Origin of the sequence: Duganella sp. CY15W, from assembly GCF_009857555.1 — a bacterium.
Lineage (GTDB): Bacteria > Pseudomonadota > Gammaproteobacteria > Burkholderiales > Burkholderiaceae_D > Rugamonas > Rugamonas sacchari.
Window position 1 is genome coordinate 160,750 of record NZ_WWCQ01000009.1, and the last position, 23,334, is coordinate 184,083.

At 62.9% G+C, this 23,334-nt stretch carries 22 protein-coding genes and 1 pseudogene; 13 read left to right on the forward strand and 10 right to left on the reverse strand.

Annotated features, from left to right (window positions below):
• Positions 1 to 22 precede the first annotated feature (22 nt).
• Positions 23 to 925, forward strand: a complete 903-nt coding sequence (locus GTP58_RS30030; RefSeq protein ID WP_161080684.1) for a LysR family transcriptional regulator — start codon at positions 23 to 25, stop codon at positions 923 to 925.
• Here the strand turns inward: GTP58_RS30030 and GTP58_RS30035 are convergent.
• Complete coding sequence (locus GTP58_RS30035; RefSeq protein ID WP_072787159.1) at positions 922 to 1,278, reverse strand: hypothetical protein; 357 nt, start codon at positions 1,276 to 1,278, stop codon at positions 922 to 924. The genes GTP58_RS30030 and GTP58_RS30035 overlap by 4 nt on opposite strands.
• A gap of 161 nt (positions 1,279 to 1,439) precedes the next feature.
• Here GTP58_RS30035 and GTP58_RS30040 point away from each other — a divergent pair, with 161 nt between their 5' ends.
• From GTP58_RS30040 to GTP58_RS30070, 7 genes are all read left to right on the forward strand, one after another.
• On the forward strand, positions 1,440 to 1,733 hold the full coding sequence (locus GTP58_RS30040) for a DUF4148 domain-containing protein (protein ID WP_161080593.1): 294 nt from the start codon (positions 1,440 to 1,442) through the stop codon (positions 1,731 to 1,733).
• Between the two features lie 8 nt (positions 1,734 to 1,741).
• Positions 1,742 to 3,172 (forward strand): efflux transporter outer membrane subunit, encoded by a 1,431-nt coding sequence (locus GTP58_RS30045; protein WP_373924799.1) that lies wholly within the window; start codon positions 1,742 to 1,744, stop codon positions 3,170 to 3,172.
• A gap of 163 nt (positions 3,173 to 3,335) precedes the next feature.
• On the forward strand, positions 3,336 to 3,719 hold the full coding sequence (locus tag GTP58_RS30050) for a MarR family winged helix-turn-helix transcriptional regulator (RefSeq protein WP_371851471.1): 384 nt from the start codon (positions 3,336 to 3,338) through the stop codon (positions 3,717 to 3,719).
• Between the two features lie 10 nt (positions 3,720 to 3,729).
• Complete coding sequence (locus tag GTP58_RS30055; protein ID WP_161080594.1) at positions 3,730 to 5,859, forward strand: FUSC family protein; 2,130 nt, start codon at positions 3,730 to 3,732, stop codon at positions 5,857 to 5,859.
• On the forward strand, positions 5,849 to 6,049 hold the full coding sequence (locus GTP58_RS30060; RefSeq protein ID WP_161080595.1) for a DUF1656 domain-containing protein: 201 nt from the start codon (positions 5,849 to 5,851) through the stop codon (positions 6,047 to 6,049). The genes GTP58_RS30055 and GTP58_RS30060 overlap by 11 nt, the downstream gene beginning before the upstream one ends.
• A gap of 24 nt (positions 6,050 to 6,073) precedes the next feature.
• Complete coding sequence (locus GTP58_RS30065; RefSeq protein WP_161080596.1) at positions 6,074 to 6,934, forward strand: efflux RND transporter periplasmic adaptor subunit; 861 nt, start codon at positions 6,074 to 6,076, stop codon at positions 6,932 to 6,934.
• Between the two features lie 8 nt (positions 6,935 to 6,942).
• Complete coding sequence (locus GTP58_RS30070; protein ID WP_229215805.1) at positions 6,943 to 7,872, forward strand: LysR family transcriptional regulator; 930 nt, start codon at positions 6,943 to 6,945, stop codon at positions 7,870 to 7,872.
• On the opposite strand, the pseudogene GTP58_RS30075 reads toward GTP58_RS30070, so the two are convergent.
• The 6 genes and pseudogenes from GTP58_RS30075 to GTP58_RS30100 all read right to left on the reverse strand — a co-directional run bounded on the left by GTP58_RS30075 (position 7,865) and on the right by GTP58_RS30100 (position 13,130).
• Positions 7,865 to 8,315, reverse strand: a pseudogene (locus GTP58_RS30075) (ester cyclase). The gene GTP58_RS30070 and the pseudogene GTP58_RS30075 overlap by 8 nt on opposite strands.
• 100 nt (positions 8,316 to 8,415) lie before the next feature.
• Positions 8,416 to 9,162 (reverse strand): SDR family oxidoreductase, encoded by a 747-nt coding sequence (locus GTP58_RS30080; protein WP_161080597.1) that lies wholly within the window; start codon positions 9,160 to 9,162, stop codon positions 8,416 to 8,418.
• Positions 9,159 to 9,491, reverse strand: a complete 333-nt coding sequence (locus tag GTP58_RS30085) for a hypothetical protein (RefSeq protein WP_072787169.1) — start codon at positions 9,489 to 9,491, stop codon at positions 9,159 to 9,161. The genes GTP58_RS30080 and GTP58_RS30085 overlap by 4 nt, the downstream gene beginning before the upstream one ends.
• A 22-nt stretch (positions 9,492 to 9,513) precedes the next feature.
• Complete coding sequence (locus GTP58_RS30090; protein ID WP_161080598.1) at positions 9,514 to 10,170, reverse strand: thiol:disulfide interchange protein DsbA/DsbL; 657 nt, start codon at positions 10,168 to 10,170, stop codon at positions 9,514 to 9,516.
• Positions 10,171 to 10,254: 84 nt separating this feature from the next.
• Positions 10,255 to 11,127, reverse strand: a complete 873-nt coding sequence (locus tag GTP58_RS30095; protein ID WP_161080599.1) for a cobalamin-binding protein — start codon at positions 11,125 to 11,127, stop codon at positions 10,255 to 10,257.
• Positions 11,127 to 13,130: a TonB-dependent receptor gene (locus GTP58_RS30100; protein ID WP_161080600.1), complete on the reverse strand. Its 2,004-nt coding sequence runs from the start codon at positions 13,128 to 13,130 to the stop codon at positions 11,127 to 11,129. The genes GTP58_RS30095 and GTP58_RS30100 overlap by 1 nt, the downstream gene beginning before the upstream one ends.
• A 287-nt stretch (positions 13,131 to 13,417) precedes the next feature.
• Between GTP58_RS30100 and GTP58_RS30105 the strand changes: the two genes are divergently transcribed.
• Positions 13,418 to 14,224 (forward strand): class III extradiol ring-cleavage dioxygenase, encoded by an 807-nt coding sequence (locus tag GTP58_RS30105; RefSeq protein WP_161080601.1) that lies wholly within the window; start codon positions 13,418 to 13,420, stop codon positions 14,222 to 14,224.
• A gap of 88 nt (positions 14,225 to 14,312) precedes the next feature.
• On the opposite strand, the gene ylqF is transcribed toward GTP58_RS30105, so the two are convergent.
• Positions 14,313 to 15,263, reverse strand: a complete 951-nt coding sequence (ylqF, locus tag GTP58_RS30110; RefSeq protein ID WP_161080602.1) for a ribosome biogenesis GTPase YlqF — start codon at positions 15,261 to 15,263, stop codon at positions 14,313 to 14,315.
• 131 nt (positions 15,264 to 15,394) lie between these two features.
• On the opposite strand from ylqF, the gene GTP58_RS30115 reads away from it, so the two are divergent.
• The 3 genes from GTP58_RS30115 (at position 15,395) to GTP58_RS30125 (ending at position 20,688) form a co-directional block, all read left to right on the forward strand.
• Positions 15,395 to 17,380, forward strand: coding sequence for an OPT family oligopeptide transporter (locus tag GTP58_RS30115; protein WP_161080603.1), 1,986 nt, complete (start codon positions 15,395 to 15,397; stop codon positions 17,378 to 17,380).
• Between the two features lie 62 nt (positions 17,381 to 17,442).
• Positions 17,443 to 19,431: a S9 family peptidase gene (locus GTP58_RS30120; RefSeq protein WP_161080604.1), complete on the forward strand. Its 1,989-nt coding sequence runs from the start codon at positions 17,443 to 17,445 to the stop codon at positions 19,429 to 19,431.
• 90 nt (positions 19,432 to 19,521) lie between these two features.
• On the forward strand, positions 19,522 to 20,688 hold the full coding sequence (locus GTP58_RS30125) for a zinc-dependent alcohol dehydrogenase (RefSeq protein ID WP_161080605.1): 1,167 nt from the start codon (positions 19,522 to 19,524) through the stop codon (positions 20,686 to 20,688).
• On the opposite strand, the gene GTP58_RS30130 is transcribed toward GTP58_RS30125, so the two are convergent.
• Both GTP58_RS30130 and GTP58_RS30135 read right to left on the reverse strand, forming a co-directional pair.
• Positions 20,685 to 21,383 (reverse strand): class I SAM-dependent methyltransferase, encoded by a 699-nt coding sequence (locus GTP58_RS30130; protein WP_161080606.1) that lies wholly within the window; start codon positions 21,381 to 21,383, stop codon positions 20,685 to 20,687. The two genes, GTP58_RS30125 and GTP58_RS30130, sit on opposite strands and share 4 nt — an antisense overlap.
• A 34-nt stretch (positions 21,384 to 21,417) precedes the next feature.
• Positions 21,418 to 22,344, reverse strand: a complete 927-nt coding sequence (locus GTP58_RS30135; RefSeq protein ID WP_161080607.1) for a histone deacetylase family protein — start codon at positions 22,342 to 22,344, stop codon at positions 21,418 to 21,420.
• Positions 22,345 to 22,412: 68 nt separating this feature from the next.
• On the opposite strand from GTP58_RS30135, the gene GTP58_RS30140 reads away from it, so the two are divergent.
• A complete protein-coding gene (locus GTP58_RS30140) occupies positions 22,413 to 23,333 on the forward strand; it encodes a MoxR family ATPase (RefSeq protein ID WP_161080608.1) in 921 nt (306 codons plus the stop codon).
• Position 23,334: the final 1 nt, after the last annotated feature.

The window sequence follows — 23,334 nt, forward strand, 5'->3', positions numbered from 1 at the left end:
CACCATGCAATAAATCTTCATGATGGATCGATTCAACGCCATGCGTGTCTTCACCCGCATTGTTGAGCTGCAAAGCTTCAGCAAGGCGGCGGAAGACATGCAAATCCCCGCCGCCACGGCGACCTACACCATCAAGCAGCTGGAAGCGCGGCTTGGCGTGCGCCTGCTGCAGCGGACCACGCGCCATGTCAGTCCCACGCTTGATGGACAGGCCTACTATCAGCGCTGCGTGCGGATTCTGGCGGACGTGGAGGAAACCGAGGCGGGCTTCGGCAACAGCGGCGCCGCACCACGCGGCAAGCTGCGCGTGGATTTGCAAGGCACGCTGGCCCAGCATTACGTGCTGCCGCGGTTGAAGGAATTCTTCGCCCGCTACCCCGACATCGAACTGGAAATCGGCGTGGGCGACCGCTATGTGGATCTGGTGCGCGATGGCGTTGATTGCGTGCTGCGCGCGGGCGAGCTGCGTGACTCCAGCATGGTGGGCCGGCGCGTCGCGACGCTACAGCAGGTGACGTGCGCCACCGCCGTCTATCTCGACCGGCAAGGTACGCCACAGACTGTGGAAGACCTGCACACGCAGCAGCACCGCGCGGTGAACTTTTTCTCGTCCAGCACCGGCAAGTTCTTCCCCCTGGAATTTACCGTCAACGGCGAACAGCGCAGCATTACGCTGCCGGGCAGCGTGTCGGTCAGCAGCGCCGAAGCTTATGCGGCCTGCTGCGCCAATGATCTGGGGCTGGTGCAGCTGCCCCGCTATCATGTCGAACATCTGCTGCGCAGCGGCGTGTTCCGCGAAGTGCTCAGCGCCTACCAGCCGAAACCGATGGCGGTATCGGTGGTCTACCCGCATCAGCGCCAGCTGTCGCCGCGCGTGCGCGTGTTCGTCGACTGGCTCAGCGACGTGATGACAGCCGCCAGTTAGCTGGTCCGCGACCAGTCGCGCCGTTCCTGGCTGCGCAGCTGCGGCGGCACATCATGTTCGGCGGTTTCGTCGTCGGCGGGTACCTGCTCGCGGAATTCGCCATCCACCACTGGTATGGTTTCGACGTGGTCGAAGCCGATATCGCTTTCAATGTTCTCCATGCCGACGCTGGCGCGCTCGCCGGTGCCCTGGGCATCGGTATCGCTATCCAGTTCGCTATCAGGTTCACCGGTGACGTCGCTGCCACTGTCCGAGTTATCGCTGGGTCCCAGTGCGCGCGTGCCGTGACCTTTACCCAGGATGCGGTCGGTGCCTGCCGGGATGTTGTCCGGGTCCAGAGTGCTGTCAGCCATGGTGCTCTCCTTATCAAAACTTAGTAAAAGTTCATTCAATCATTGCACCGCCACAGCGTCGGTGCGGCATTTCGCTTATGGCTATCGTGCTCATAGGAATTTTTTACTTTACAAATGTAATATTCACTCATATAGTTACTCCATCAACCAAGGAGATCATCATGAGCACCACTACCAAGCACCTGCTGACCGCTGCCGCTACCGTGGCGTTTGCGATCGCCGCTACCGCCACCACCGTGACCAACGCTTTCGCGCAGACCGCGCCAGCCACCACCAGCGCCGCCCAGACTGCGGTCGCCAACAGCGCACTGGTTTCTGCCAAAGCGGAAAAACCCGCCGGCAAAACCCGCGCTGAAGTGCAGGCGGAATTCTTCGAAGCCCGCAAGAACGGCACGCTGATCGAAACCGAAGCGGACATGGACGTCGCCCAGACCCGCAAGCACATCGCCAAGTAAGCATCGCTGTGAAGCTGTCTCACCTCGTCATTCCCGCACTGGCATTGGCCGTACTGGCCGGCTGCGCGGACATGGGCAATGTCAAGCCACAGGCCGTGCAGCTCAAGCCTGCCGGACTGAATCCGGGCCAGGCCATCGCCGCTGCCAGCGCCAATATCGCCTGGCCCGACGAACGCTGGTGGGAAGCTTTGCACGATGAGCAGCTGAATCAGCTGGTCAGTACCGCGTTGCGCGACAACCCGTCGCTGCGCGCGACGCTGGCCCGCGTACGTCAGGCCGAAGCACTGGCTGGCGTGGCGCAAGCCGCGACGCAGCCGCGCGTGGATGCTTCGGCCAGCGCCGACCGTGAGCTGTATTCGGCGCACAGCACGATCCCCGCACCGCTCGCCGGGAACTACGCGTGGAAGAACACCGCCACGCTATCCGGTTCCTACGATCTGGATTTGTGGGGCCGCAACCGCGATGCGCTGGCGGCAGCGCTGGATGAAGTGCACATGGCGGCCGCCGAATCGCAGATGGCGCGGCTGACGCTGGCGACGTCCATCGTCCGCACCTACATCCAGCTGTCGCTGGAGTACACGCTGCAGGACAGCGTGGCCGACAACCTGGCGCAGCGCCAGCGCATCCTCGACATCACGCGCCGCCGCAAGGCCGCTGGCCTGGCGACTGATCTGGAGGTCACGAATATCGAAACAACGCTACCGGCCGGACGGCGCGAGCATGAGCAGATCGGCGAATCGATCGCCCTGCTGCGCAACCAGCTGGCAGCCCTGATTGGCAAAGGACCGGGTGACGGCGACACGATCACCCGGCCGATGCTAACCCTTGCGGCAGGCCGCAGTGACGCGGTGCCGGCCAACCTGCCGGCGGAACTGGTCGGCCGCCGGCCCGACATCGCCGCGCAGCGCTGGCGTGTGGAAGCGGCAGGTTCGCGCATCGCCGGGGCCAAAAAGGACTTCTACCCGAATCTCAACCTGGCGGCCTTCGTTGGCGTGCAGTCGCTGGGCTTCGGGCATTTCCTGGAATCCGGCTCGCAGATGCGCGGCATCACTCCGGCCATCAGCCTGCCCGTGTTTGAAGGCGGGCGACTGCGCAGTCAACTGGACAACCAGACGGCCATCTACGATGGTGCGGTGGAGCAGTACAACGCCGCAGTGATACAGGCGATGTCCGAGGTTGCAAACGCAGTCGTGAAAATCGCGTCGGTCAAACAGCAGGACCAGCTGGCGCAGCGCGCGCTGGCCTCGGCGCAACGCCAGCAGCAACTGGCGGAACGCGCCTATCAATCGGGGCTGACCGACACGCTGAACGTCATCAACGCCCAGCTGACCTTATTGAACGAACAGCAGCAGATGGCGCAAGTGGCGAGCAAACAACTGGATAACTACGCATTATTGATGTCAGCGCTTGGTGGGGGCATAAAACTGGATTTACATTGATACTTAGATAGTACAATCAATCCTTTCCAAAAATATCAGAGGAGTGGCAATGAGTAGTTTTGAAGCGACTAAAAAACGCCTAAAAAACATCCATGGCCGAATACCGGAATTCCCAGAGGAGTTGATGCGCCTGGTGCGTATGACTTATCACATCCAGAAACGGATGAAAGATTTAACCAACTCCGCGCTGCGCAAGTATGAACTGGTGGATGCCAGCTACATGGTGCTGGCGGTGCTGTACGGCTCGGACAATGAGACTTCGACCGCGTCCACGCTGGGCGAGGCCTGCATGGAAAAACCGGCCAACCTGACGCGCGTGTGCAATGACCTGGAATCGCAGGGCCTCATCACGCGCGGCAACCGCCCCGGCGACCGTCGCTGCGTGATGATCTCGCTGACGGACGAAGGCCGCGCACTGGCCGAGAAGGTGCTGCCGGAAGTCTGGAACAAGACCACCCGCGCCTACGACGGTTACACCGCCGAAGAAGTAAAACTATTGGAATCACTGCTGAAACGGCAGCTTGATAATTTAGAAGCCATCACTTAGACCTGAGCACATGAACGCAACTCCCGCCGCCTCTCCTTCCCCGGACCACAGCGCGGCGCGGAGAGAGTTCAGCTGGATCAAGGCGCAGAGCGCCGACTGGCTGCATACCGAAGGCGAACGCTGGATCTTTGTCGCCAAGGCCATGCTGGCCTCCTTCTCCGCCCTGTGGCTGGCTTTCCGCCTCGGCCTCGACGCTCCCTACACCGCTTTAGCCACCACCATTATCCTGGCGATGCCCAGCAGCGGCATGGTGCTGGAAAAGGCGTTCTACCGTTTTCTGGGCACGCTGGTCGGCTGCTCCGCCGCGCTGGCGCTGGTGGGCCTGTTCCCGCAAACGCCGACCGTGCTGTTTCTTGGCCTGGCGCTGTGGGTGGCCTTGTGCACGGGCGGCGCGGCCATGCACCGCAACCAGCAGTCGTACAGCTTCGTGCTGGCCGGGTACACGGCGGTGATGATTGCCGTGCCGGCAGTGGACGCGCCGTCGTCCGTGTTCACGCTGGCGGTCACGCGGGTGACGGAGGTGGGCCTGGGCATCATCTGCTCCGCCGTCGTCCATGATGTATTCTTCCCGCGCCGCCATTCGCGCGCCGTGATGCGTACCGTGCAGGCACGCTACGCCGGCTTCATTGGCTTCTGCCGTGGCGTGCTGGAACACCGCATTACGCCGGCGGAAGCGGAACTGAACCACCTGAAGTTCGCGGCCGATATCGCGGCGCTGGAGTCCGGCCGCGCCGCCGCCTTCTTTGAAGCCGGCCATTCGCGTTCGCACACGCGCCAGCTGCATGCCTTCAATGCAGCGTTCATGACGGCGCTGACTACCTTCTACACGCTGCATCGGCTCAGCCACCGATTGCGCTCAGCGGGCGAAGGTCCGGTGCTGGCACTGGTGGAACCGATGTATGCCCACATGGCGCAAGCGCTGGGCGAAGAACTGACAGCAGCGCGCCTGGCGCAGATGCGCAATGCGCTGGCGGACGACATCGCCGCCGCACGCACGCAGCTTGCGCAAGGCCCGGCCGTGGAGCGCGCGCAGCAAATCGATTTTGATACCGCGGTTGAGCTGCTGGAACGCTTCGCCGGCAACCTCGCCGATTTCGCCGCCTTGTATCACGGCCTGGCGCAGCAGAAACGCCAGCAGGTCAGCGATCCCGGCGCGTATTCACCCAAGACCCCGCCCGCCATCATCTTCGCCAGCGGCTTCCGCGCCGCACTGACGTTACTGCTGACGGCCGGCATGTGGTACTGGCTGGCGTGGCCCGCCACCATCAACGCCATCCTGATGGCGACGATTTTCTGCGCGCTGGCCTCCTCCTCGCCGCGTCCGACGGCGCTGGTGCAGCAGGTGCTACAAGGCTTTTTGCTGGCCATGCCGCTGGCTTTCATCACTGAATTCTTCATGGTGGCCAAAGCCGACAATTTCTATCCGCTGGTGCTGGCCGCGCTGCCGCTGTTCGCGTTTGGCGCTTACCTGAGCAGCGGCCCGCGCTGGGGCGGTGTCGGCATCGGTATCGGCATGTTCTCGGCCACACTGGTGGTGCCGACCAATCTGATGCGCTACGACGTCGAGGCCTTCATCAGCAGCGAGCTGTCGCTGAGCATGGGTGTGGTGGTAGCCTACCTGATGTTCAAGGTGGTGCTACCGGAGCACACGATGGGCCATCGCGGCCACGTCGCTGCCGCGCTGTGGCGCGAAGCGCAGCAGGCATGCAGCGCGCGCCTGCATCGCCTGAAACGCCGCTTTGACAACCGCGTGCGCGACTTGCTGAGTCAACTCAATGCAGCGGCGGGGCCGGCGCCCAGTGCCGAAACGCGCGCGGTGGTACGCCAGGGTCTGACCTTGCTGGAGCTGGGACACGCCGTCATCGAGCTGCGCCAACTGATCGCCGCTTCGCACGCGGGCGCGGCGCGCGATAGCCTGCAAGCGGTGCTGCGCGAACTGTCCGCCTACCTGCACGCGCCCTCCCGCACCGGTGGCGAGACGGCGCTGCAAGCCATCCTCGACGCCGGTACCGCCGTGCGTGCCGCCCTGCCCGATGCGCAGCCCGAACGCCGCGCGCGCCTGCATACCGCGTTGACCGATCTACATTCCATTTACACGTCCTTGCTGGACCAGCAATCAGGAGAACTTTATGCCGCGTGAGCTTGATTTTTTTGGCGTGCTGCTGCCCGGCGTACTGCCGGTGTTTCTGGTCGCCGTGCTGCTGCAGCTAGTGCTGGATGCGGCACTGAGCTACATCGGCGTGTACCGCCGCAGCTGGCACCCGGCGCTGGTGCGGCTTTGCACGTTCGTCTGCATCTTCAGCGCCCTGCTGGTCACGCTGTACAAATAATTCCAACTTTCTGTGAGAGCTTCTGTGAGCGCATCTAAAATTTTCCGCTTTTGCCTGACCATGTTGTTGCTGGCGGCTGCCCTGTGGATGGGCCGCTCCGCCTGGGACCACTACATGGAATCCGCCTGGACCCGCGATGGCCGGGTCAAGGCAGACGTCGTCACGATCAGCGCCGACGTCGCAGGCACAGTGACCGAAGTCATGGTGCACGATAACCAGCTGGTGCAAAAAGGCGATGTGCTGTTCGTGGTCGACAAGGCGCGCTACGAGAACGCCCTCGCGCAGGCCAGGGCCATGCTGGCGTCGCAGCAGGTGGAGAAAGGCCGCCGCACGCAGGAAGCCAGGCGCCGCGCGGGCCTGGATAACGCCATCGTTTCGGCCGAGAGCAAGGAAACGGCGGAAGCCGCAGCCGGCACCGCATCGGCGCAGTACCAGGCCGCGCTGGCCGCGCGCAACCTGGCGGAGCTGAATCTGGAGCGTACCGTGGTGCGGGCACCTGTCACCGGCTACGTCACCAATCTGAACGTGCATGCGGGTGATTTTGCGGCAGTCGGCGCTGCCAAGCTGGCGCTGATCAACAGCGAGTCGTTCTACGTGGTCGGCTACTTTGAAGAGACCAAGCTGCCGCTGCTGAAAGTGAACGACAAAGTGGAGGTCCACCTGATGAGCGGCCAAGCGCAGCTGCAGGGCCACATCGAAAGCATCGCACGTGGCATCACCGACCGCGATGCCAACCTGGGGCGTGAATTGCTGGCCGACGTCAACCCCACCTTCAACTGGGTACGCCTGGCGCAGCGCGTGCCGGTACGCATTCACATTGATCAAAAACCCGGCAATCTGGAGCTGGTGGCGGGAACCACCTGCACCGTCGTCATTCATGGATAATGGCGCTTATGAGCACACCTGACCTGCAAAACGGCTCTGACCGATTCTCGGTGATCCGTCTGTTCCTCGACGCCGCCCAGCTGGGCAGCTTTTCGGCCGCCGGCCGCAAGCAAGGCATGTCGCCAGCGGCGGCCAGCGCCAGCATGCAGCGGCTCGAAGCATCCTTGCAGGTCAAGCTGTTTGAGCGCACCACGCGCCAGTTGCGGCTGACCGAGGAAGGCCGTTTGTACCGCCACTTCAGCGAGCAGGCAATGGCGCTGATGGCGGAAGCGGAAGCCAGCCTGCACGCGGGTACGGACAGTGTACGCGGCGTGGTGAAAGTCTCCGCGCCATCGGACCTGGGGCGCAATGTGCTGATGCCGATGCTGGATGAATTCCGCGCGCGTCATCCGGAAATCCAGTACGCGCTGACGCTGAGCGACAACACCTCGAATATGGTGCAGGATGATATCGACATCGCGCTGCGCTATGGCCAGCTGGCGGACAGCGAGATGATCGCGCGCGTGCTGGCGCCCAGCCGCCGCGTGGTGTGCGCCGCACCTGCACTGATCGCGCAGGCCGGCGGACCGGCCACGCCCGAAGACCTGACCTGCTTGCCGACCCTGGTGCTGGTGACGGCGCTGGGGCCGATGCAGGAATGGCGCTACTGCAGCAACGATGAAGCGGATGAACGCCGCACGGTACGCGTACGGCGCACGCAACAGAGCAATGACGGTGAGATCATCCGCAAGTGGGCCATCGCCGGCCAAGGCTACGCTTATAAATCCATTCTCGATATTTCCGAGGACCTGCGCTGCGGACGGCTGGTGACGGTACTCGATGAATACTTCACCGACAGCGCGCCACTCAATCTTCTCTACCACCGCAACCGCTATCAGCCGCCGCGCATCTCGGCCCTGATAGCGTTTTTGCTGGAGCGTTTCGCCGACCTTACTTAATGCCCATTTGCTGCAGCAGCGTGAGGTTGTCTTCCAGGTGCCAGTTCTCGGTAATGCGGCCATCCACCACGTGATACAGGTCGAACGCCTGGAAGTCGATGGCCTGGCCAGCGCCTTGCACATCGCCGAACTTGCCAGTGAAGTGACCGGTGAAATGCAGGCGCACGGACACCTGGTCGCCGTTCGGCACGATATGGGTGGCTTCCGCTTTCAGGTCCGGCACGGCGGTGCGGAAGAATCGGGACGCTTGCAGCGGGCCGTTGACGCCCTGCTCGCGGCCCGCTGGCAGCGGTACGGTCGATGAAGTCCGGGGCCAGCGCTTTTTGCGCCAATGCCGGGTCGCCGGTATTCCAGAAGGCGGCGTAGGTACGGGCGGCGTCAACCACCGGGTCGGCGTGGGCGACGCTTGCGGACAACAGACCAGCAACGATCAGGGCTTTCATGGCGCTTCCTTTCAAAGAGTGGATGCAGCCATTGTGCGCGCCGGCCCGCCGCATGAGAATGCGGCCAGCCCTTGAAGCACTTTCAATGAAGGATTGAAGATCAGCGCGCGCCGGCGGCGTCGATGATGGCGCCGCTGACGTAGGAAGCCTGCTCGCTCAGCAGCCAGAGGATGGTTTCGGCGATTTCTTCCGGCTGGCCACCACGGCCCAGCGGCACGGTGGACGCCAGCTTGTCGACACGGCCGGGATCTCCGCCGCTGGCATGAATCTCGGTATAGATAATCCCCGGCCGCACGCAATTCACGCGTATCCCTTCCGGGCCGACTTCTTTCGACAGCCCCAGCGTCATCACGTCCACCGCGCCCTTGGAGGCCGCGTAGTCGATATACACGTTGCCGCCGCCATGGCGCGCAGCGCCTGACGACACGTTGACAATGCCGCCGCCCTGCCCGCCGCGCGCCTTGGACATGCGGCGCACCGCCTCGCGGCTGCACAGGAAGTAGCTCAGGATATTGGTATTGAAGACCCGCTGCAGCCGCTCAGCCGACATATCCGCCAGCTTGCCCTGCTGTTCCAGCACCCCGACATTATTCACCAGTGCCGTCAGCGGCCCCAGTTCCTCGTCGATGGTGCTGAACAGGCGCAACACGTCGGCCTCGACGCCGACATCGGCCTGTATCGCAATCGCCTCGCCGCCTTCCGCCACGATCTGCGCGCGCAGGCGTTCCGCCGCCGCAGCGTTGCTGTGGTAGTTGATGCAGACCGCGTAACCGCGCCGGCTGGCCAGCAGCGCGGTGGCAGCGCCTATGCCCCGGCCGCTGCCGGTCACCAGGATGACCTGTTTCATTTCTCGGGACTGATGTGGCTCATCGCATACGTCAGGTGCTGCCACCAGTGCTCACGCGACTGCACCGAGCGCAGGCACTTTTTATCCAGCTCGGTCTTGAACACCTGATCCACACACTGCTTGGTCATCAGCGCATTACGCTGGTTTTCAGCATTCACCAGCGCCACGCACAGCCAGAAAATCAGGCCCATGAACACAATCACCAGGCTCCACGCCACGTGATTAACATAGGCCCATTCAAACAGGGTCTCCAGCGCAGGCGAAGATTCCTTGTAAATCTTCATCACCTGGCCTTCGGCCTCTTCCCGTTCATTTCGTGGGAATTTCATTAGCTTACCCGTCCTTCCTTGATTACTTCTTGCCGGCGCGTTCCTGCAGCGACTTCGCCACCAGGCTGTCCACCACTTTGAACATGGCGACATGGGCAGCGTCCGGGTCGGTCAGGCCATGGCCTGCCACCGCCGGTGACGTCGTGTAGTGACCATCGATCACCAGAGCAGGCACACTATCCAGTTTATACTGCGCGGCCACTTGCTGCGCGCGTTTCAGCTTGGTCTGCACGCCAAACGAGTTGAACGCCTCCAGGTACTTGGCCTTGTCCACGCCATTTTTCACCAGGAAGTCCAGCAAGGCCTGGTCGGTATTCAGGCGGTTGCGTTCCTTGTGAATCGCATGGAAGATTTTTTCATGCATGGCGCTGTTCATCAGGTTCATCGCTTCCAGCGTGTAGAACGCCTTGGCCTGCGGGTCGTCGCCCATGTGCATGCGCTTGAAGACGATCTTGTCGCTATTCTTTTTCACCCAGTCGGACAGCGACGGGTCCAGCGCATTGCAGTGCGGGCAGTGATACATGAAGAATTCCAGCACCTCGACCTTTTTGCCGGTGTCCGGACGCGGCGCGTTGACGGTGTTGTAGTCCAGGCCATCCTTGAAGTCGGCGGCGCCAGCAGCGGCAGCCATAAAGGCAACGGTGGCAATCAGTGGGCGCAGGAAGCTCAGGAGACGCATATCTATCCTTCAAGTGAGGTGAAAGTGGCAAACGCGGGGAGATTACCACTATTTTCACCTTAGGGCCTAGGTGTTAAGCCCAACTTAAGGCCGATGCCGCCGGGCTGTCTCCAGTTTTTCACACAGCACGGCGATGCCGTCGGCGATGCGCGGCGTGGCGCGCACCAGCTGTTCGCTGTCCAGCATGAACAGATTGTTGCGCTGCACCGCGAGCAGGCCTTTGTACGGCTTCCAGATATTGATGCCGGCCTGGTTGTCGTGCTGCTCGCCACCCAGGATGACTTCCGGGTTTTCCTGCAACACGGCCTCGGTGCTGACCGAGGGCGCTGTCACTTTCAGGCTGGCGAAGATGTTGCGGCCGCCGCACACGCGCAGCGCGTCGCTGACGACGTGTTCACCGTTGAGCGTGAACAGCGGCTTTTCCCATATCTGATAGAACACCTTGACCGGCGAACGCTGGGCATAGGTTGCGGTCAGCTTGCCGATCTTCTGGCGGTAGTCGCTTGCCGCCGCTTGCGCGGTGGCGTCGGTACCCAGCAGCTGGCCCAGGCGCGTCAGGCTGGTGGCCACGTCCTCCAGCTTTTTCGGCTCGCTGTAAAAGATGGGGATGCCCAGGCTTTTCAACTGTTCCAGCTGGCGCGCAGTATTCCCGGTCTGCCACACCACCAGCAGATCCGGGCGCAGTGCCAGCAGGCGTTCCATGTCGATGGTCGCGTTGCTGCCGATGACGGGGATGCGCTTGGCCGCTTCCGGATAGTCGCTGAAGTTCATGGCGCCGACCACGCGCTCGCCACCGCCCGCTGCGAACAGCAGTTCGGTGATGTGCGGCGCGGTCGAGACTACGCGCTGCGCCGGCTTGGCCAGGGTGACGCTGTTGCCGGCGTCGTCCTGTACCGTGATAGCCGCGTGAGCGGCGCCAAAGCCGCCCAGCGCCAGCAGGAAAGCAGCGCGGCGCATCAGAAGTCGTAGCGCGCCGAGACTTTCAGCTGGCGGCCATCCGATGGGTAGATGCCCTGGTTGACGCCCGTGGTGCAGGAGAATGCCTGCGAGTAGTAGTGTTTGTCCGTCAGGTTCTGTCCCGACACTGCCCACTCCCACTGGCCGAACTTACGTGCATAACGTGCGTCCAGCGTGGTGAAGGCTGGCATCTCGGCCTTGCACTGGTTGGTGAAGTCATCACCATAGCGCTGCTTGTCGCTCCACTGCACGCCCACATCGGCATTCTGGCCCTGGCCAGTCCAGCTCACGCGCGCGCTCAGCGTGTTCTTCGGCACCAGCACCATCTCCTTGCCGTTGTTGACGCCTTCACGGAACTTGGCCTGCACATGCTGGTAGTGCGCGTTGACGCTCCATGCCGCGTTGATCTTCTGCTCCGCATCCAGCTCAACGCCCTGACGGCGGGTTGGGTCCAGATTGGTATTGACGCCATAGTTCAACGTTGGATCGTAGAAGATCTCATTGGTCAGGTTGTGACGGAACACACGCGCAGTAACCTTCTGCATGGCGTTAGCGTAGCTCACGCCCACTTCCGCATCGTGCGACTGCTGCGGCGCCAGCGGCTTATTGGTTTTCGGCGTCAGCGCGTTTTCATCCGCGTTCGGCACGCGGTAGCTCTGACCCAGCTTGCCGAACACGGTCAGGTCGGCGACCGGCATGTAGCTGGCTTGCAGCTCCCACGCATTCAGGCCCTGCACGATGTTGTACGACTTGGTGCCGAAGCTGAGCGGATCGGCGAAGTCCTTGTCGAAGATTTCGCGGCGTACGCCAGCGGAGACGCGGCCTTCATGCGCGGCATCGAAGCGCAGTTCGTCGCGCACGTACACCGCCTTGGATTTCTGGTTGGCGCTGGCGGCCGTGTAGGATGCGCCGGCGAATGCGCCCGCAGTGGTGCGCTCCCATTTAATGAAGTCCACGCCGGCCACCAGCTCATTGACCATGCCGTTGATCGCACCCAGCTTGCGCACGCGCGGCGAGAACTGCCATTGCTTGCTCTCGTAGCTGCTATTCGAAGCGCCAAAGCTGGAGAAGTAAGCCGATTCCACCGTCTTCTTGCGGTAAGACAGGTCGGCGGCGATGTCGTGGCCATACAGGCGATAGGCGCCGAATACAGTCAGGCGATCGCTGTCCAGCGAGCCATTGTCATCCGGCGTCTTGGTCTGACGTGGATTGGCGTTGAACTCGGTCTCTTTGAGCGAGCCGGCAAAGCGCATATCCTGGCGTGCGCCTTCGTAGCGGAAGCCGATGCGGTCGAACTGGTTGGCGAACCACTGCGCGCCGCCGCTGAAGTTGGTTTGCTTAAAGTCGTTGTTGTCGCGGTAGTTATCGGTGCGCTGGGTGCCCAGCGTCGCATCGGCCGCAAAATTGTCCCAGGCCTGGGCGCCGGAAACGCGCACTTCACCAGCGTGGAACTGGCCGCCCTGCACGAACATGCTGCCACGGCGGGTATTGGCCAGCGGGCGCTTGGTGACGATGTTGATGACGCCACCGGTGGCACCGTCGCCATACAGCACGCTGGCGCCGCCGCGCGTGATTTCAATGTGGTCCACGGTGTTGATCGGGATGGTCGACAGGATGGCGTTGCTCAATTCATTTTCCGACAGGCGCACGCCGTCCAGCACAATCACCAGATTCTGGCTGCTGTTGGTGCCGAAGCCGCGCAGGTCCAGGCCGAAGTCCGGGCTGCCGTCCAGCGACTGGCGGCCGTACACGCCGCCTACCTTGCGGATCGCCGCGTTAACGTCGCTGGCGCCCGAACGGCGGATTTCTTCCGCCGTAATGACGGTGGCGCCAATCGGCGCCAGCGCCGGATCGGCGTCAAAGCGCGAACCGGTGACCACGATGGTGCTCAGGGCCTGGCCGGCTTGTGCGGCGGTGTCTTCGGCCAGCGCGGTGGCCGGGGCGATAAAGCAAAGGGAAACAGCAGCGGCCATCAGGCGCGGACGGAATGCGGAGCTAATCATGGTGGTATATTTTTTTAGTAGAAGCCATCCGCCTGCGTCCCCGCAGGCTGGAATCGTACGGAGGCCGCTGAGCAGTCTCCCCCTTGTCTGGCCGGTATCCGGGCTGATGACGGTTGCGGGGGCAGCACACTTTGGATTCGTGTTTCCCAGGCACCAGACCCGCGCATTATACGCCTGACAAGGACGCAAGTCCGATCATTCATATTTTCGATACGATCCATCTATATTTACAGCATTGATTGCAGAGTTGTGCGTGTCTATAGTGAAGGCTGAAAGGAACTCTCCCAATGAAGCTACCTACTTATTTTCTGTCCCACGGCGGCGGCCCCTGGCCATTCATGATGGACCAGGTCGGCCACCTGTACGGCAAGCTGGACGCCTCGCTGCGCGACATTCCGCGCCAGATCGGCGTCACGCCCAAGGCGGTGCTGGTGATTACGGCGCACTGGGAAGGCCGCGATTTCATGCTGTCGTCCTCGGCCACGCCGCCGATGATTTACGACTACGGCGGCTTCCCGCCGCACACCTACGAGGTGCAGTACCGCGCGCCGGGGTCGCCGGAGCTGGCGGCGCAGGTGCAGGCTTTGCTGGAGGCTGGCGGCCACAAGGCGCTGCTCGATCCGCAGCGCGGCTTTGACCATGGCACATTCAGTGCGATGTATCCGGTGTATCCAAATGCGGAGGTGCCGATCGTACAGCTGTCGTTGAAAGCCGGCCTCGATCCGCAGACGCACCTGGAAGTCGGCCGCCTGCTGGCGCCCTTGCGCGAACAAGGGGTGCTGATTATCGGCAGCGGGCTGAGTTACCACAACCTGCGCGCCTTCAATGCGCAGGGCGCGTCGGCATCGCATGCATTTGACCAGTGGCTGCAGCAGACCATGGCGCTGCCGCCGGCCGAGCGCAGCGCACAGCTGATGCAGTGGGAACAGGCGCCAGCAGCACGCGTGGCGCATCCACGCGAAGAGCATCTGCTGCCATTGATGGTGGTGCTGGGCGCGGCGGAAAACGACCCCGCCGCCATGCCATACCACGAGGATGCTTTTATGGGTGCACTGGCCGTCAGTAGTTACCGCTTCGGCCAGGCTGCGGCCTGAATCCCGTCGCAGCACCCCAAACCGACGCGGGGTCTGACCCCGTACGGGGTCAGACCCTTGCCCGGCATTGCGGGTTGGGTGCTAACTATCAGGTACCGCGCTTGCCGTTGGCGGCGGCGCGGGCCTTCTCTTCGGCGATGGCGGCTTTTTCAGCGGCTTTCTTTGCCATCTCGGCTGCATGTTCTTCCAGGCGCGCCGTGCGCGTGTCCGGCGTCTCCAGCGAGATACGTCCCAGCACGCCGCTGCGATAATCGCCCAGGAAGGTGTGCGAGGCCTTCTCGTAATCCAGGTCGCCGCCCTTCTGGCGGAAGCCGCGCTTGATGCCGACGCCTTCCACCACGCCAATCGCGTCCATCTGGTCGATTTCCTTGAAGCCGTAGCGTGCCACCAGCAGCTCCGGATAGCGTACCAGCAGCTCGCCGGCCAGGAACTCGGCCACTTCTTCTTCGATCAGCGCGTTCGAGCCGATCGCGTGGCTGGCGGCCAGCATCAGGCCATCGCTTGGCAGCGCGATCTTCGGCCACAGCATGCCTGGCGTATCGACCAGCACGGTGTTCTTGTCGAGGTAGAGCTTCTGCTGCTGCTTGGTCACGGCCGGCTCGTCGCCCACCTTGGCCACGCGCTTTTTCAGCAGCGCGTTCATCAGCGTGGATTTGCCGACGTTGGGGATGCCCATAATCATGATGCGCAGCGGCTTGGTCGGCACGCCACGGTGCGGCGCCAGCTGCTTGGCCAGGTCCGGAATGCGCGCCACGTCGGCCGGCTTCTTGGTGGTCATGGCATACGCGGTCACGCCTTCCTGGGCGTTGTAGTACGCGGTCCAGGCGGCGGTGGCGGCGGGATCGGCCAGGTCGATCTTGTTGAGGATCTTCAGGCAGGGACGCTGGCGGAACTTGCGCAGCTCCTCCACCATCGGGTTGGTGCTGGCTTCGGGCAGGCGCGCGTCGACCACTTCGATCACCAGATCGGTGTTCTCCATCTGTTCCGCCGCCTTCTTCTTGGCGGCGTTCATATGCCCCGGGTACCATTGTATCGACATGCTCTGACCTTCAAAATCGTTCTGACAACCCGCTATTTTACCTGCTAACCCGGCCGGGATTCGTTTATCATGAGGCGCTTTTTACCCTTTTCTGATTATATAAACAATATTTTTCAACCGGAGTGCTGAAGATGAGCATAGCTGCACCGTCCACCCCGAAGGAAATCACCCTTCGCGGCATTATTCTGGGCATTCTGATTACGCTGGTGTTTACCGCCGCGCAGGTCTACCTGGGCCTGAAAGTCGGCCTGACCTTTGCCACCTCGATCCCGGCCGCCGTGATCTCGATGGCCCTGCTGAGTGCTTTCAAGGATGCCACCATCCAGGAAAACAACATCGTCCAGACCATTGCCTCCGCAGCGGGGACGCTGGCTTCGGTGATTTTCGTCCTGCCTGGTCTGCTGATGATCGGCTGGTGGGCGCACGTGCCGTTCTGGCCGACCTTTGGCGCCTGCGCCGTCGGCGGCGTGCTGGGGGTGATGTACACGGTGCCGCTGCGCCGCGCGCTGGTGTCGCAGTCCGACCTGCCGTATCCGGAAGGCGTAGCCGCCGCCGAGGTGCTCAAGGTCGGCATGGCGTCGCGTGCTGGCGCGGCTGAAGGTAAAGCCGGCCTGCGCGCCGTGATCTGGGGCAGCCTGACCTCGGCGCTGTTTGCTGCGGGCGCCGCCGCCAAGCTGCTGGCCGGCGAAGTGGCGATCTACTTCCGCACCGGCGCCGGCGCCACCGGCATTGGCGCCTCCAGCTCGCTGGCCCTGATCGGTGCCGGCCACCTGATGGGCATTACCGTCGGTGTCGCCATGCTGGTCGGCACCGTGATCGCCTGGGGCGTCCTGGTGCCGATCATGACCACGCTGTCGCCCGCCGCAGCAGGCATGGCCGCTGCCGACCATGCGCTCAGCATCTGGTCCAAGGAAGTCCGCATGATGGGCGCGGGCGTGATCGGCATTGCCGCGATCATCACGCTGGCCGGCCTGGCCAAGCCGATCCTGGGCGGCCTCAAGTCGGCCATGGAAACCGCGCGCAAAGCCAAGCTGGCCGGCGCGGTGCTGGACCGCACCGAGCTGGATATGCCGATCTTCATTGTCGGCCTGGTGACGCTGATTTCGCTGGTGCCGGCCGGCTGGCTGCTGGCCAGCTTCCTCCAAGGCGGCCCCCTGATGTCGCTGGCCGTGCCGCTGGTGGCGGTGGGCGTGGGCTACATCCTGATCGCCGGTATCTTTGCGGCGGCGGTGTGCGGCTACATGGCCGGCCTGATCGGTTCGTCCAACTCGCCGGTATCCGGCATCGCCATCCTGACCATTCTGGGCGCCGCGCTCAGCGTCGGCATGGTCGGCCGCACCGTCATGGGTCCGGAAGTCGCCCAGGCGCTGATTGCCTTCGCGCTGTTTGTCACCACCGTGGTGCTGGCCGTGGCCGTGATCGGTAACGACAACCTGCAAGACTTGAAAACCGGCCAGCTGGTCAACGCCACCCCATGGAAGCAGCAGGTCGGCCTGCTGATCGGTGTGGCCGCCGGTTCGTGCGTGGTGCCGCCGGTGCTGGAACTGCTGAACCATGCGAACGGCTTTGTCGGCGCACCGAATCTGGATTCGATCTCGGACCAGCCGCTGGCCGCGCCACAGGCGCTGCTGATCTCGACGCTGGCCAAGGGCGTCATCGGCGGCAATCTGCAATGGAATCTGCTCGGCTACGGCGTGCTGATTGGCCTGGCGCTGGTGCTGATCAACTTCGCGCTCAAGCAGTCCAGCAACGGCAAGTACAGCCTGCCGCCGCTGGGCGTGGGCCTGGCGATCTACCTGCCTAGCGCGGTGATCACGCCGGTGGTGATCGGCGCCGTGACGGGCTGGCTGTTCGACCGCGCGGTCGAGAAGAAGGCTGGCGGCGAAGCGGCCAAGCGGATTGGCGTACTGGTGATGTCCGGCTTCATCGTCGGCGAAAGCCTGTTCAACGTCGCGCTGGCCGGCATGATCGTCCTGTCGGGCAAAGGCGAGCCGCTGGCAATTGCCAACGCCATGAGCGAAGGCCAGACCATGTCCATCGCCCTCATCGTCGGCACCGCCATCGTCTGGAGCCTGTACCGCTGGTCGGCCAAGAACGGCCAGGCCGTACATGGCTGATCTGTAATAGACAAAAAAACAACCGACCTCTATGATTGCTTAATTGCAATTGTAGAGGTTTTATGAAGACATCCCTGCTGTCCTTATTTTTGTCCCTGTCCCTGTCAGTGGGCTTGGCGCAAGCCACCGCCCCCGGCGCCGAGCATTTTTTCCAGACGCCCCAGCTCAGCCACGTCGCGCTGTCACCCAAAGGCGGCTATGTCGCCTCCGTGACGGCGACCCCGAACGGCGTAAGCCTGCTCTCGGTGCGCAACACCAGCGACCTGTCGCAATACAAAATCATCATCCGCACCACGGACCAGGAAGTCATCACCGCAGTCCACTGGATCAATGAAAACCGCATCGGCTTCACCATCAAGAATCTGCGCGTCGAATTCGACGGCAATCTGGACGAGATCGCGGCCGACCGTGATGGCAGCAACGTGGTCCACCTCATCAGCGGCAACTGGACCCATCAGCGCGAGAATACCGGCAGCTCGATCAAGGCCCACACGCTGACGGCCGACTACGAATTCTACGGCGTCACCCATGACGGCTCGGACGATATCCTGGTGCAGAAATTCAGCTGGAACAATATCGACCGCACGCCCGACCATTCCCGCATCTATCGCCTCAACACGCGCAACCGCCAGCTGCGCGGCGCGCTGGAAGGCGCGCAGCCAGGCGCGGTGCAATGGTGGATGACCGACACCTACGACGTTCCACGCGTGGTCATGTCGCAGAAAAACGGCCGTTGCATCAGCTCCTACCGTCGCGCCAATGACACCGAATGGCGCGAGCTGGAAAACGGCGGATGCTATCTGGACAGCCGCTTCTCGCCGGCCTTTTTCGACGGCGACGACACGCTGTACGTCAACGCCGGCCACAAGGGCTACATCGCGCTGTTCCGCTATGACCTGCAAGCGATGAAGATGGACAAGCAGCCGTTTATCTCCGTGCCCGGCTTCGACTTCAACGGCGTGCCGGAAATCGACTACACCAGTCACCGCCTTCTGGGCATCCACCTGCAAACCGACGCCGGCACCACCTACTGGCTGAATCCGGCGATGAAAGCCGAGCAGGCCAAGGTCGATGCCATGCTGCCCAACACCACCAATACCATCCATTGCGCCGACGACTGCCTGCAAGCGCCCGTGGCGCTGGTGGTGACCTCGTCCGACCGTCAGCCGCCGCAGTACATCATCTACCACCGCGCCAGCGGCAAACTGGAAGGACTGGGCGCCGAACATCCGGATATCCAGGTCGAGCAAATGGGCTTGCGCGACTTCCACCACTACAAGGCGCGCGATGGCCGCAGCATTCCCGCCTATGTGACGCTGCCGCCCGGCAAAGCCAGCGGCCCCCTGCCGGCCGTGGTGCTGGTGCACGGCGGGCCGACGGTCCGTGGCGCCTACTGGGCCTGGGACAGCGAGGCGCAGTTCCTGGCGTCGCGCGGCTATGTCGTGATCCAGCCGGAATTCCGCGGCGGTACCGGCTTCGGTTCCGACCACTTCAAGGCGGGCCTGAAGCAATGGGGTCTGACCATGCAGGACGACCTGGCCGATGCCGCCCAGTGGGCGGTCCAGCAGGGCTGGGCTGATCCCAAACGCATCGGCATCATGGGCGCCAGCTACGGCGGTTATGCCACGCTGATGGGCCTCATCAAGCATTCCGAGATATTCCGCTGCGGCGTCGAATGGGCGGGCGTTACCGACATCGGCCTGCGCTTTGATACGCCCTATTCGGACGCCTCGCAAGAGACCCTCAACTACAGCCTGCGCACGCTGATCGGCGATCCGGACAAGGATACGGAGCTGTGGCGCAAATCGTCGCCGCTGGCGCGCGCCGCTGAGCTCAAGCAGCCCTTGCTGATCGCCCACGGCGTGGAAGATGTACGCGTGCCCATCGTTCACGCCAACCGCTTTTACGATGCGGTCAAGCGCGGCAACAGCAACGTCGAGATGATTACGTATCCGAATGAGGGCCACGGCTGGCGCCACGAAGACAACCGCATCGCGTTCTGGCAGCGCGTCGATGCCTTCCTGGAGAAAAACCTCAAACAGGCGCCCTAGGCCTGCTCCTACACCCAGATGGCGGGTGCGCCGACTGCGCGCAGCCGCCATGCGCGCATGATGGGCTTCCACCACGAGAGGAGGTTCACCATGCGCGCGCTTGTCTATCACTCAGCCCATGACGTCAAAGTCGATACGGTTCCCGATCCCACGCTACAGGAAGCCGACGACATCATCCTCCGCATCACCGCCACCGCCATCTGCGGTTCCGACCTGCACCTCTACCGTGGCAAGGTGCCGCGCCTGAACGCGGGCGACATTCTCGGCCACGAATTCATGGGCGAAGTGGTGGAAACGGGAGCTGGCGTCACCGCACTGGCCAGGGGCGACCGCGTGGTGGTGCCGTTTGTGATTGCCTGCGGCAGCTGCCACTTCTGCGACATGCAGCTGTATTCGGCCTGCGAGACCACCAATCCCGATAGCGGGACCATCCTCAACAAAAAGTCGCTGCGCCCCGGCGCGGCCTTGTTTGGCTTTACCCACAACTATGGCGGCATCCCGGGTGGCCAGGCCGAATATGCGCGCGTGCCCAAGGCCAATGTCGGGCCGATCAAGATTCCCGATGCGCTCACCGATGAGCAGGTGCTGTTCCTCAGCGATATCCTGCCGACCGGCTACCAGGCGGTACTCAACGCCAACGTCGGACCGGGCAGCAGCCTGGCGATCTTCGGCGCCGGGCCGGTCGGCCAGATGGCTGCCGCGTGCGCGCGCATGCTGGGCGTGGAGCATCTTTTCATGGTCGATCACCATGCCTACCGGCTGGAGTTCGCGCGCGCCACCTACGGCGCGATTCCAATTAATTTCGACAACGTCGATGCGGCCGAAGTCATCATCGCGCATACCAGCAACCGCGGCGTCGATGCGGTGATTGATGCGGTGGGGTTTGAGGCCAAAGGCAGCGCGCTGGAGACGGCGCTCACTGCCATCAAACTGGAAGGCAGCAGCGGCGCGGCACTACGCCAGTGCATCGCGGCGGTGCGGCGCGGCGGCGTGGTCAGCGTGCCGGGCGTGTACGCGGGCTTTATCCACGGCTTCCTGTTTGGCGACGCGTTCGAGAAAGGCATCAGCTTCCGCAGCGGCCAGACCCACGTGCAGCGCTATATGCCGGAACTGCTGGAGCATATCCGCGCCGGCCGCTTGCAGCCGGAAACCATCATTACCCACCGCCTGCCGCTGGAACAGGCGGCCGAGGGCTACCGCATCTTCGACAAGAAAGAGGACAACTGCCGCAAGGTGATCCTGCGGCCGGGCGCCTAGCGGGTCTTCTTGTACGGCAGCGACTGGCGCTCGACGCGCTGGCGCACGCCGTTTTCATCGCGGCCAATGGTGACGTCGTGACGACGCAGCATGCGGCCCTTTTCAAATACCAGCACGCTGTCATAGAAGTGCATCGAGGTGGTCGAGTTGGTGAATTCCGTCACCGGGATGGCTTCGCGCGCGTGGTAGGCGTTGAGCGTGTCGATGAGGTCTTTCGCGTGCTCGATGAAGGTGCCCGGACGCTTGACGCCGCCCCACTCCGGCCAGTAGCTCGTATGCAGGTCTTCCACCAGGTAGACGCCGTTTTCCTTGGTGTGCGGGTAGAGGAATTCGAAGCTGACGATCTGGTGCGGACTGAAATGGCTGCCGTCATCGATGACGATGTCGAACGGGCCGAATTCATCGACCACGCTTTGCAGGAAGGCGGTATCCGACTGGTCGCCGATGCGAATGTGGATCTGGTCTTCCTCGTGCTGCTTGACGTCGGGATTGATGTCGATCGACACCACCGTAGCCTGCGGGCCGAAGTAGCTCTTCCACATCTGCAGCGAACCGCCGCTCAGGCAGCCGATTTCCAGGATGGTGACCGGGCGGTTAACAAAGCGCTGGAAGTGCTGCTCGTAGATCGGGAAGTAATGCGTCCATTTGAAAATCTTCTTGCCTTCATTGAAGTAAAACTGGGTCCACAAACTCACAGCACACTCCTTGTGTTAAGAAAAATCAGTCGAACTACAGGTCAGCCAGCGCCTTCACGTGTGCCACCACGCTGCGGCCTAGCGCAGATAAATTGTAGCCACCTTCGAGGCAGCTGACGATACGGCCATGCGCGTACAGGCGCGCAATCTCCATCACCTGTTGCGTCATCCACGCATAATCGGCTTCCACCAGGCCCATGCCGCCGATGTCGTCTTCGCGGTGGGCGTCAAAGCCGGCCGAGATGAACAGCATCTCGGGCTTGAACGCGTGCAGCGCCGGCAGCCATTGCTCCGTGACGATCTTGCGCACCACATCGCCCTTGGTGTGGGCCGGCACCGGCACGTTGACCAGATGGTCGGTGATCGGCAGCGGCTCGGTGTAGGGATACAGCGGGTGCTGGAAGAAGCTGACCATCAGCACGCGCGGTTCATTGAGGATGGCTTCCTCGGTGCCGTTGCCATGGTGGACGTCGAAATCGACAATCGCCACGCGCTGCAAGCCGCGCACCTCCAACGCATGCTTGGCGGCGATGGCGACGTTGTTGAACAGGCAGAAGCCCATCGGCTCTTTTGGCCGCGCGTGGTGGCCGGGCGGGCGGATGGAACAGAAGGCGTTGTCGATTTCGCCGTCGATCACGGCATCGGTCGCGGCCACGGCGGCGCCAGCGGCGCGCTGCGCGGCGCGCCAGCTCCAGGCGTTGAGCGAGGTGTCGCCATCGATCGGGTAGGTGTCGCCCTCTTCCGGCACGTTGTCACGCACGATGCCGATGGCGTTCCTGCTGTGGTTACGCTCAAGGTCCGTGATATCGACCAGCGGCGCTTCGCGATGCTCCAGCAGGTCGTTGATGTGGGAGCCGATAAGCTGGTCGGCAATCGCCTGCAGGCGTGCCGGCGATTCAGGATGCCAGTCCCCCATGTCGTGACGCTGGCAATCGGGATGGCTGTAGATGGCTGTGGTCATGTTATTTTTACTGCTGCGAGCTGTTTCTCGCATAGAATCCCCTCAGGCGCTAATCTACCATAGATATCATGTACACAAAATTGCATGCCGTGGCCCGTCAGGTGGGCGACATCATTGTCGGGAAGGACGTGCAGATACGGCAGGCGCTCACTTGCCTGCTGGCGGGCGGCCATCTGCTGGTGGAAGATGTGCCGGGCGTGGGCAAGACCACGCTGGCCCACGCGCTGTCGATTTCGCTGGGCTTGCGCTTCAACCGCATCCAGTTCACCAGTGATTTGCTGCCGGCCGATGTCAACGGCATTTCGATTTATGAACGCGAGCAGAACGGCTTTGTGTTCCATCCGGGGCCGATCTTCACACAGGTGCTGCTGGCCGATGAAATCAACCGCGCCACGCCAAAGACGCAATCCGGCCTGCTGGAGGCGATGGAAGAACGCCAGGTCAGCGCGGATGGCGTGACGCGCGCGCTGCCGGCGCCGTTCTTTGTGATCGCCACGCAGAATCCCATGCATCAAATCGGCACCTTCCCGCTACCGGAATCGCAGCTCGACCGTTTTCTCATGTGCTTGTCGCTGGGCTATCCCGACCCGGCCGCCGAACGTGCGCTGCTGATGGGCGAGGACCGCCGCGTGCTGCTCAAGTCCCTGCCGGCGGCGATGCTGCCCGATGAACTGGCCCAGGCGCAGCAAGGGCTACGGCAAATCCACGCATCGGCGGCGCTGATCGATTATGTGCAGGCGCTGGCGGCGGCCTCGCGGCACAACGGCATGTTTGCGGAAGGATTGAGTCCGCGCGCGGCCATCGCGTTGTTGCAGGCGGCGCGCGCGTGGGCAGCGCTGGAAGGCCGCAACCATGTGCTGCCGGAAGACGTGCAGGCGGTGCTGGTACCGGTATGCGCACACCGGCTGCGGCCTGTCAGGTCGGCCAACGGCGTGGCGCTGGCCAGCCGCGATCTGGTCTTGCAGCTGCAAGAGTCGGTGCCGGTCTGAC

Bases quoted from the DNA above. Each gene is read 5' to 3' on its own strand.
- GTP58_RS30030 (WP_161080684.1), top strand. From the start codon at position 23: ATGGATCGATTCAACGCCATGCGTGTCTTCACCCGCATTGTTGAGCTG.
- GTP58_RS30035 (WP_072787159.1), bottom strand. From the start codon at position 1,278: ATGGCTGACAGCACTCTGGACCCGGACAACATCCCGGCAGGCACCGAC.
- GTP58_RS30040 (WP_161080593.1), top strand. From the start codon at position 1,440: ATGAGCACCACTACCAAGCACCTGCTGACCGCTGCCGCTACCGTGGCG.
- GTP58_RS30050 (WP_371851471.1), top strand. From the start codon at position 3,336: ATGAAAGATTTAACCAACTCCGCGCTGCGCAAGTATGAACTGGTGGAT.
- GTP58_RS30055 (WP_161080594.1), top strand. From the start codon at position 3,730: ATGAACGCAACTCCCGCCGCCTCTCCTTCCCCGGACCACAGCGCGGCG.
- GTP58_RS30060 (WP_161080595.1), top strand. From the start codon at position 5,849: ATGCCGCGTGAGCTTGATTTTTTTGGCGTGCTGCTGCCCGGCGTACTG.
- GTP58_RS30070 (WP_229215805.1), top strand. From the start codon at position 6,943: ATGAGCACACCTGACCTGCAAAACGGCTCTGACCGATTCTCGGTGATC.
- GTP58_RS30080 (WP_161080597.1), bottom strand. From the start codon at position 9,162: ATGAAACAGGTCATCCTGGTGACCGGCAGCGGCCGGGGCATAGGCGCT.
- GTP58_RS30085 (WP_072787169.1), bottom strand. From the start codon at position 9,491: ATGAAATTCCCACGAAATGAACGGGAAGAGGCCGAAGGCCAGGTGATG.
- GTP58_RS30090 (WP_161080598.1), bottom strand. From the start codon at position 10,170: ATGCGTCTCCTGAGCTTCCTGCGCCCACTGATTGCCACCGTTGCCTTT.
- GTP58_RS30095 (WP_161080599.1), bottom strand. From the start codon at position 11,127: ATGCGCCGCGCTGCTTTCCTGCTGGCGCTGGGCGGCTTTGGCGCCGCT.
- GTP58_RS30100 (WP_161080600.1), bottom strand. From the start codon at position 13,130: ATGATTAGCTCCGCATTCCGTCCGCGCCTGATGGCCGCTGCTGTTTCC.
- GTP58_RS30105 (WP_161080601.1), top strand. From the start codon at position 13,418: ATGAAGCTACCTACTTATTTTCTGTCCCACGGCGGCGGCCCCTGGCCA.
- ylqF (WP_161080602.1), bottom strand. From the start codon at position 15,263: ATGTCGATACAATGGTACCCGGGGCATATGAACGCCGCCAAGAAGAAG.
- GTP58_RS30115 (WP_161080603.1), top strand. From the start codon at position 15,395: ATGAGCATAGCTGCACCGTCCACCCCGAAGGAAATCACCCTTCGCGGC.
- GTP58_RS30120 (WP_161080604.1), top strand. From the start codon at position 17,443: ATGAAGACATCCCTGCTGTCCTTATTTTTGTCCCTGTCCCTGTCAGTG.
- GTP58_RS30125 (WP_161080605.1), top strand. From the start codon at position 19,522: ATGCGCGCGCTTGTCTATCACTCAGCCCATGACGTCAAAGTCGATACG.
- GTP58_RS30135 (WP_161080607.1), bottom strand. From the start codon at position 22,344: ATGACCACAGCCATCTACAGCCATCCCGATTGCCAGCGTCACGACATG.
- GTP58_RS30140 (WP_161080608.1), top strand. From the start codon at position 22,413: ATGTACACAAAATTGCATGCCGTGGCCCGTCAGGTGGGCGACATCATT.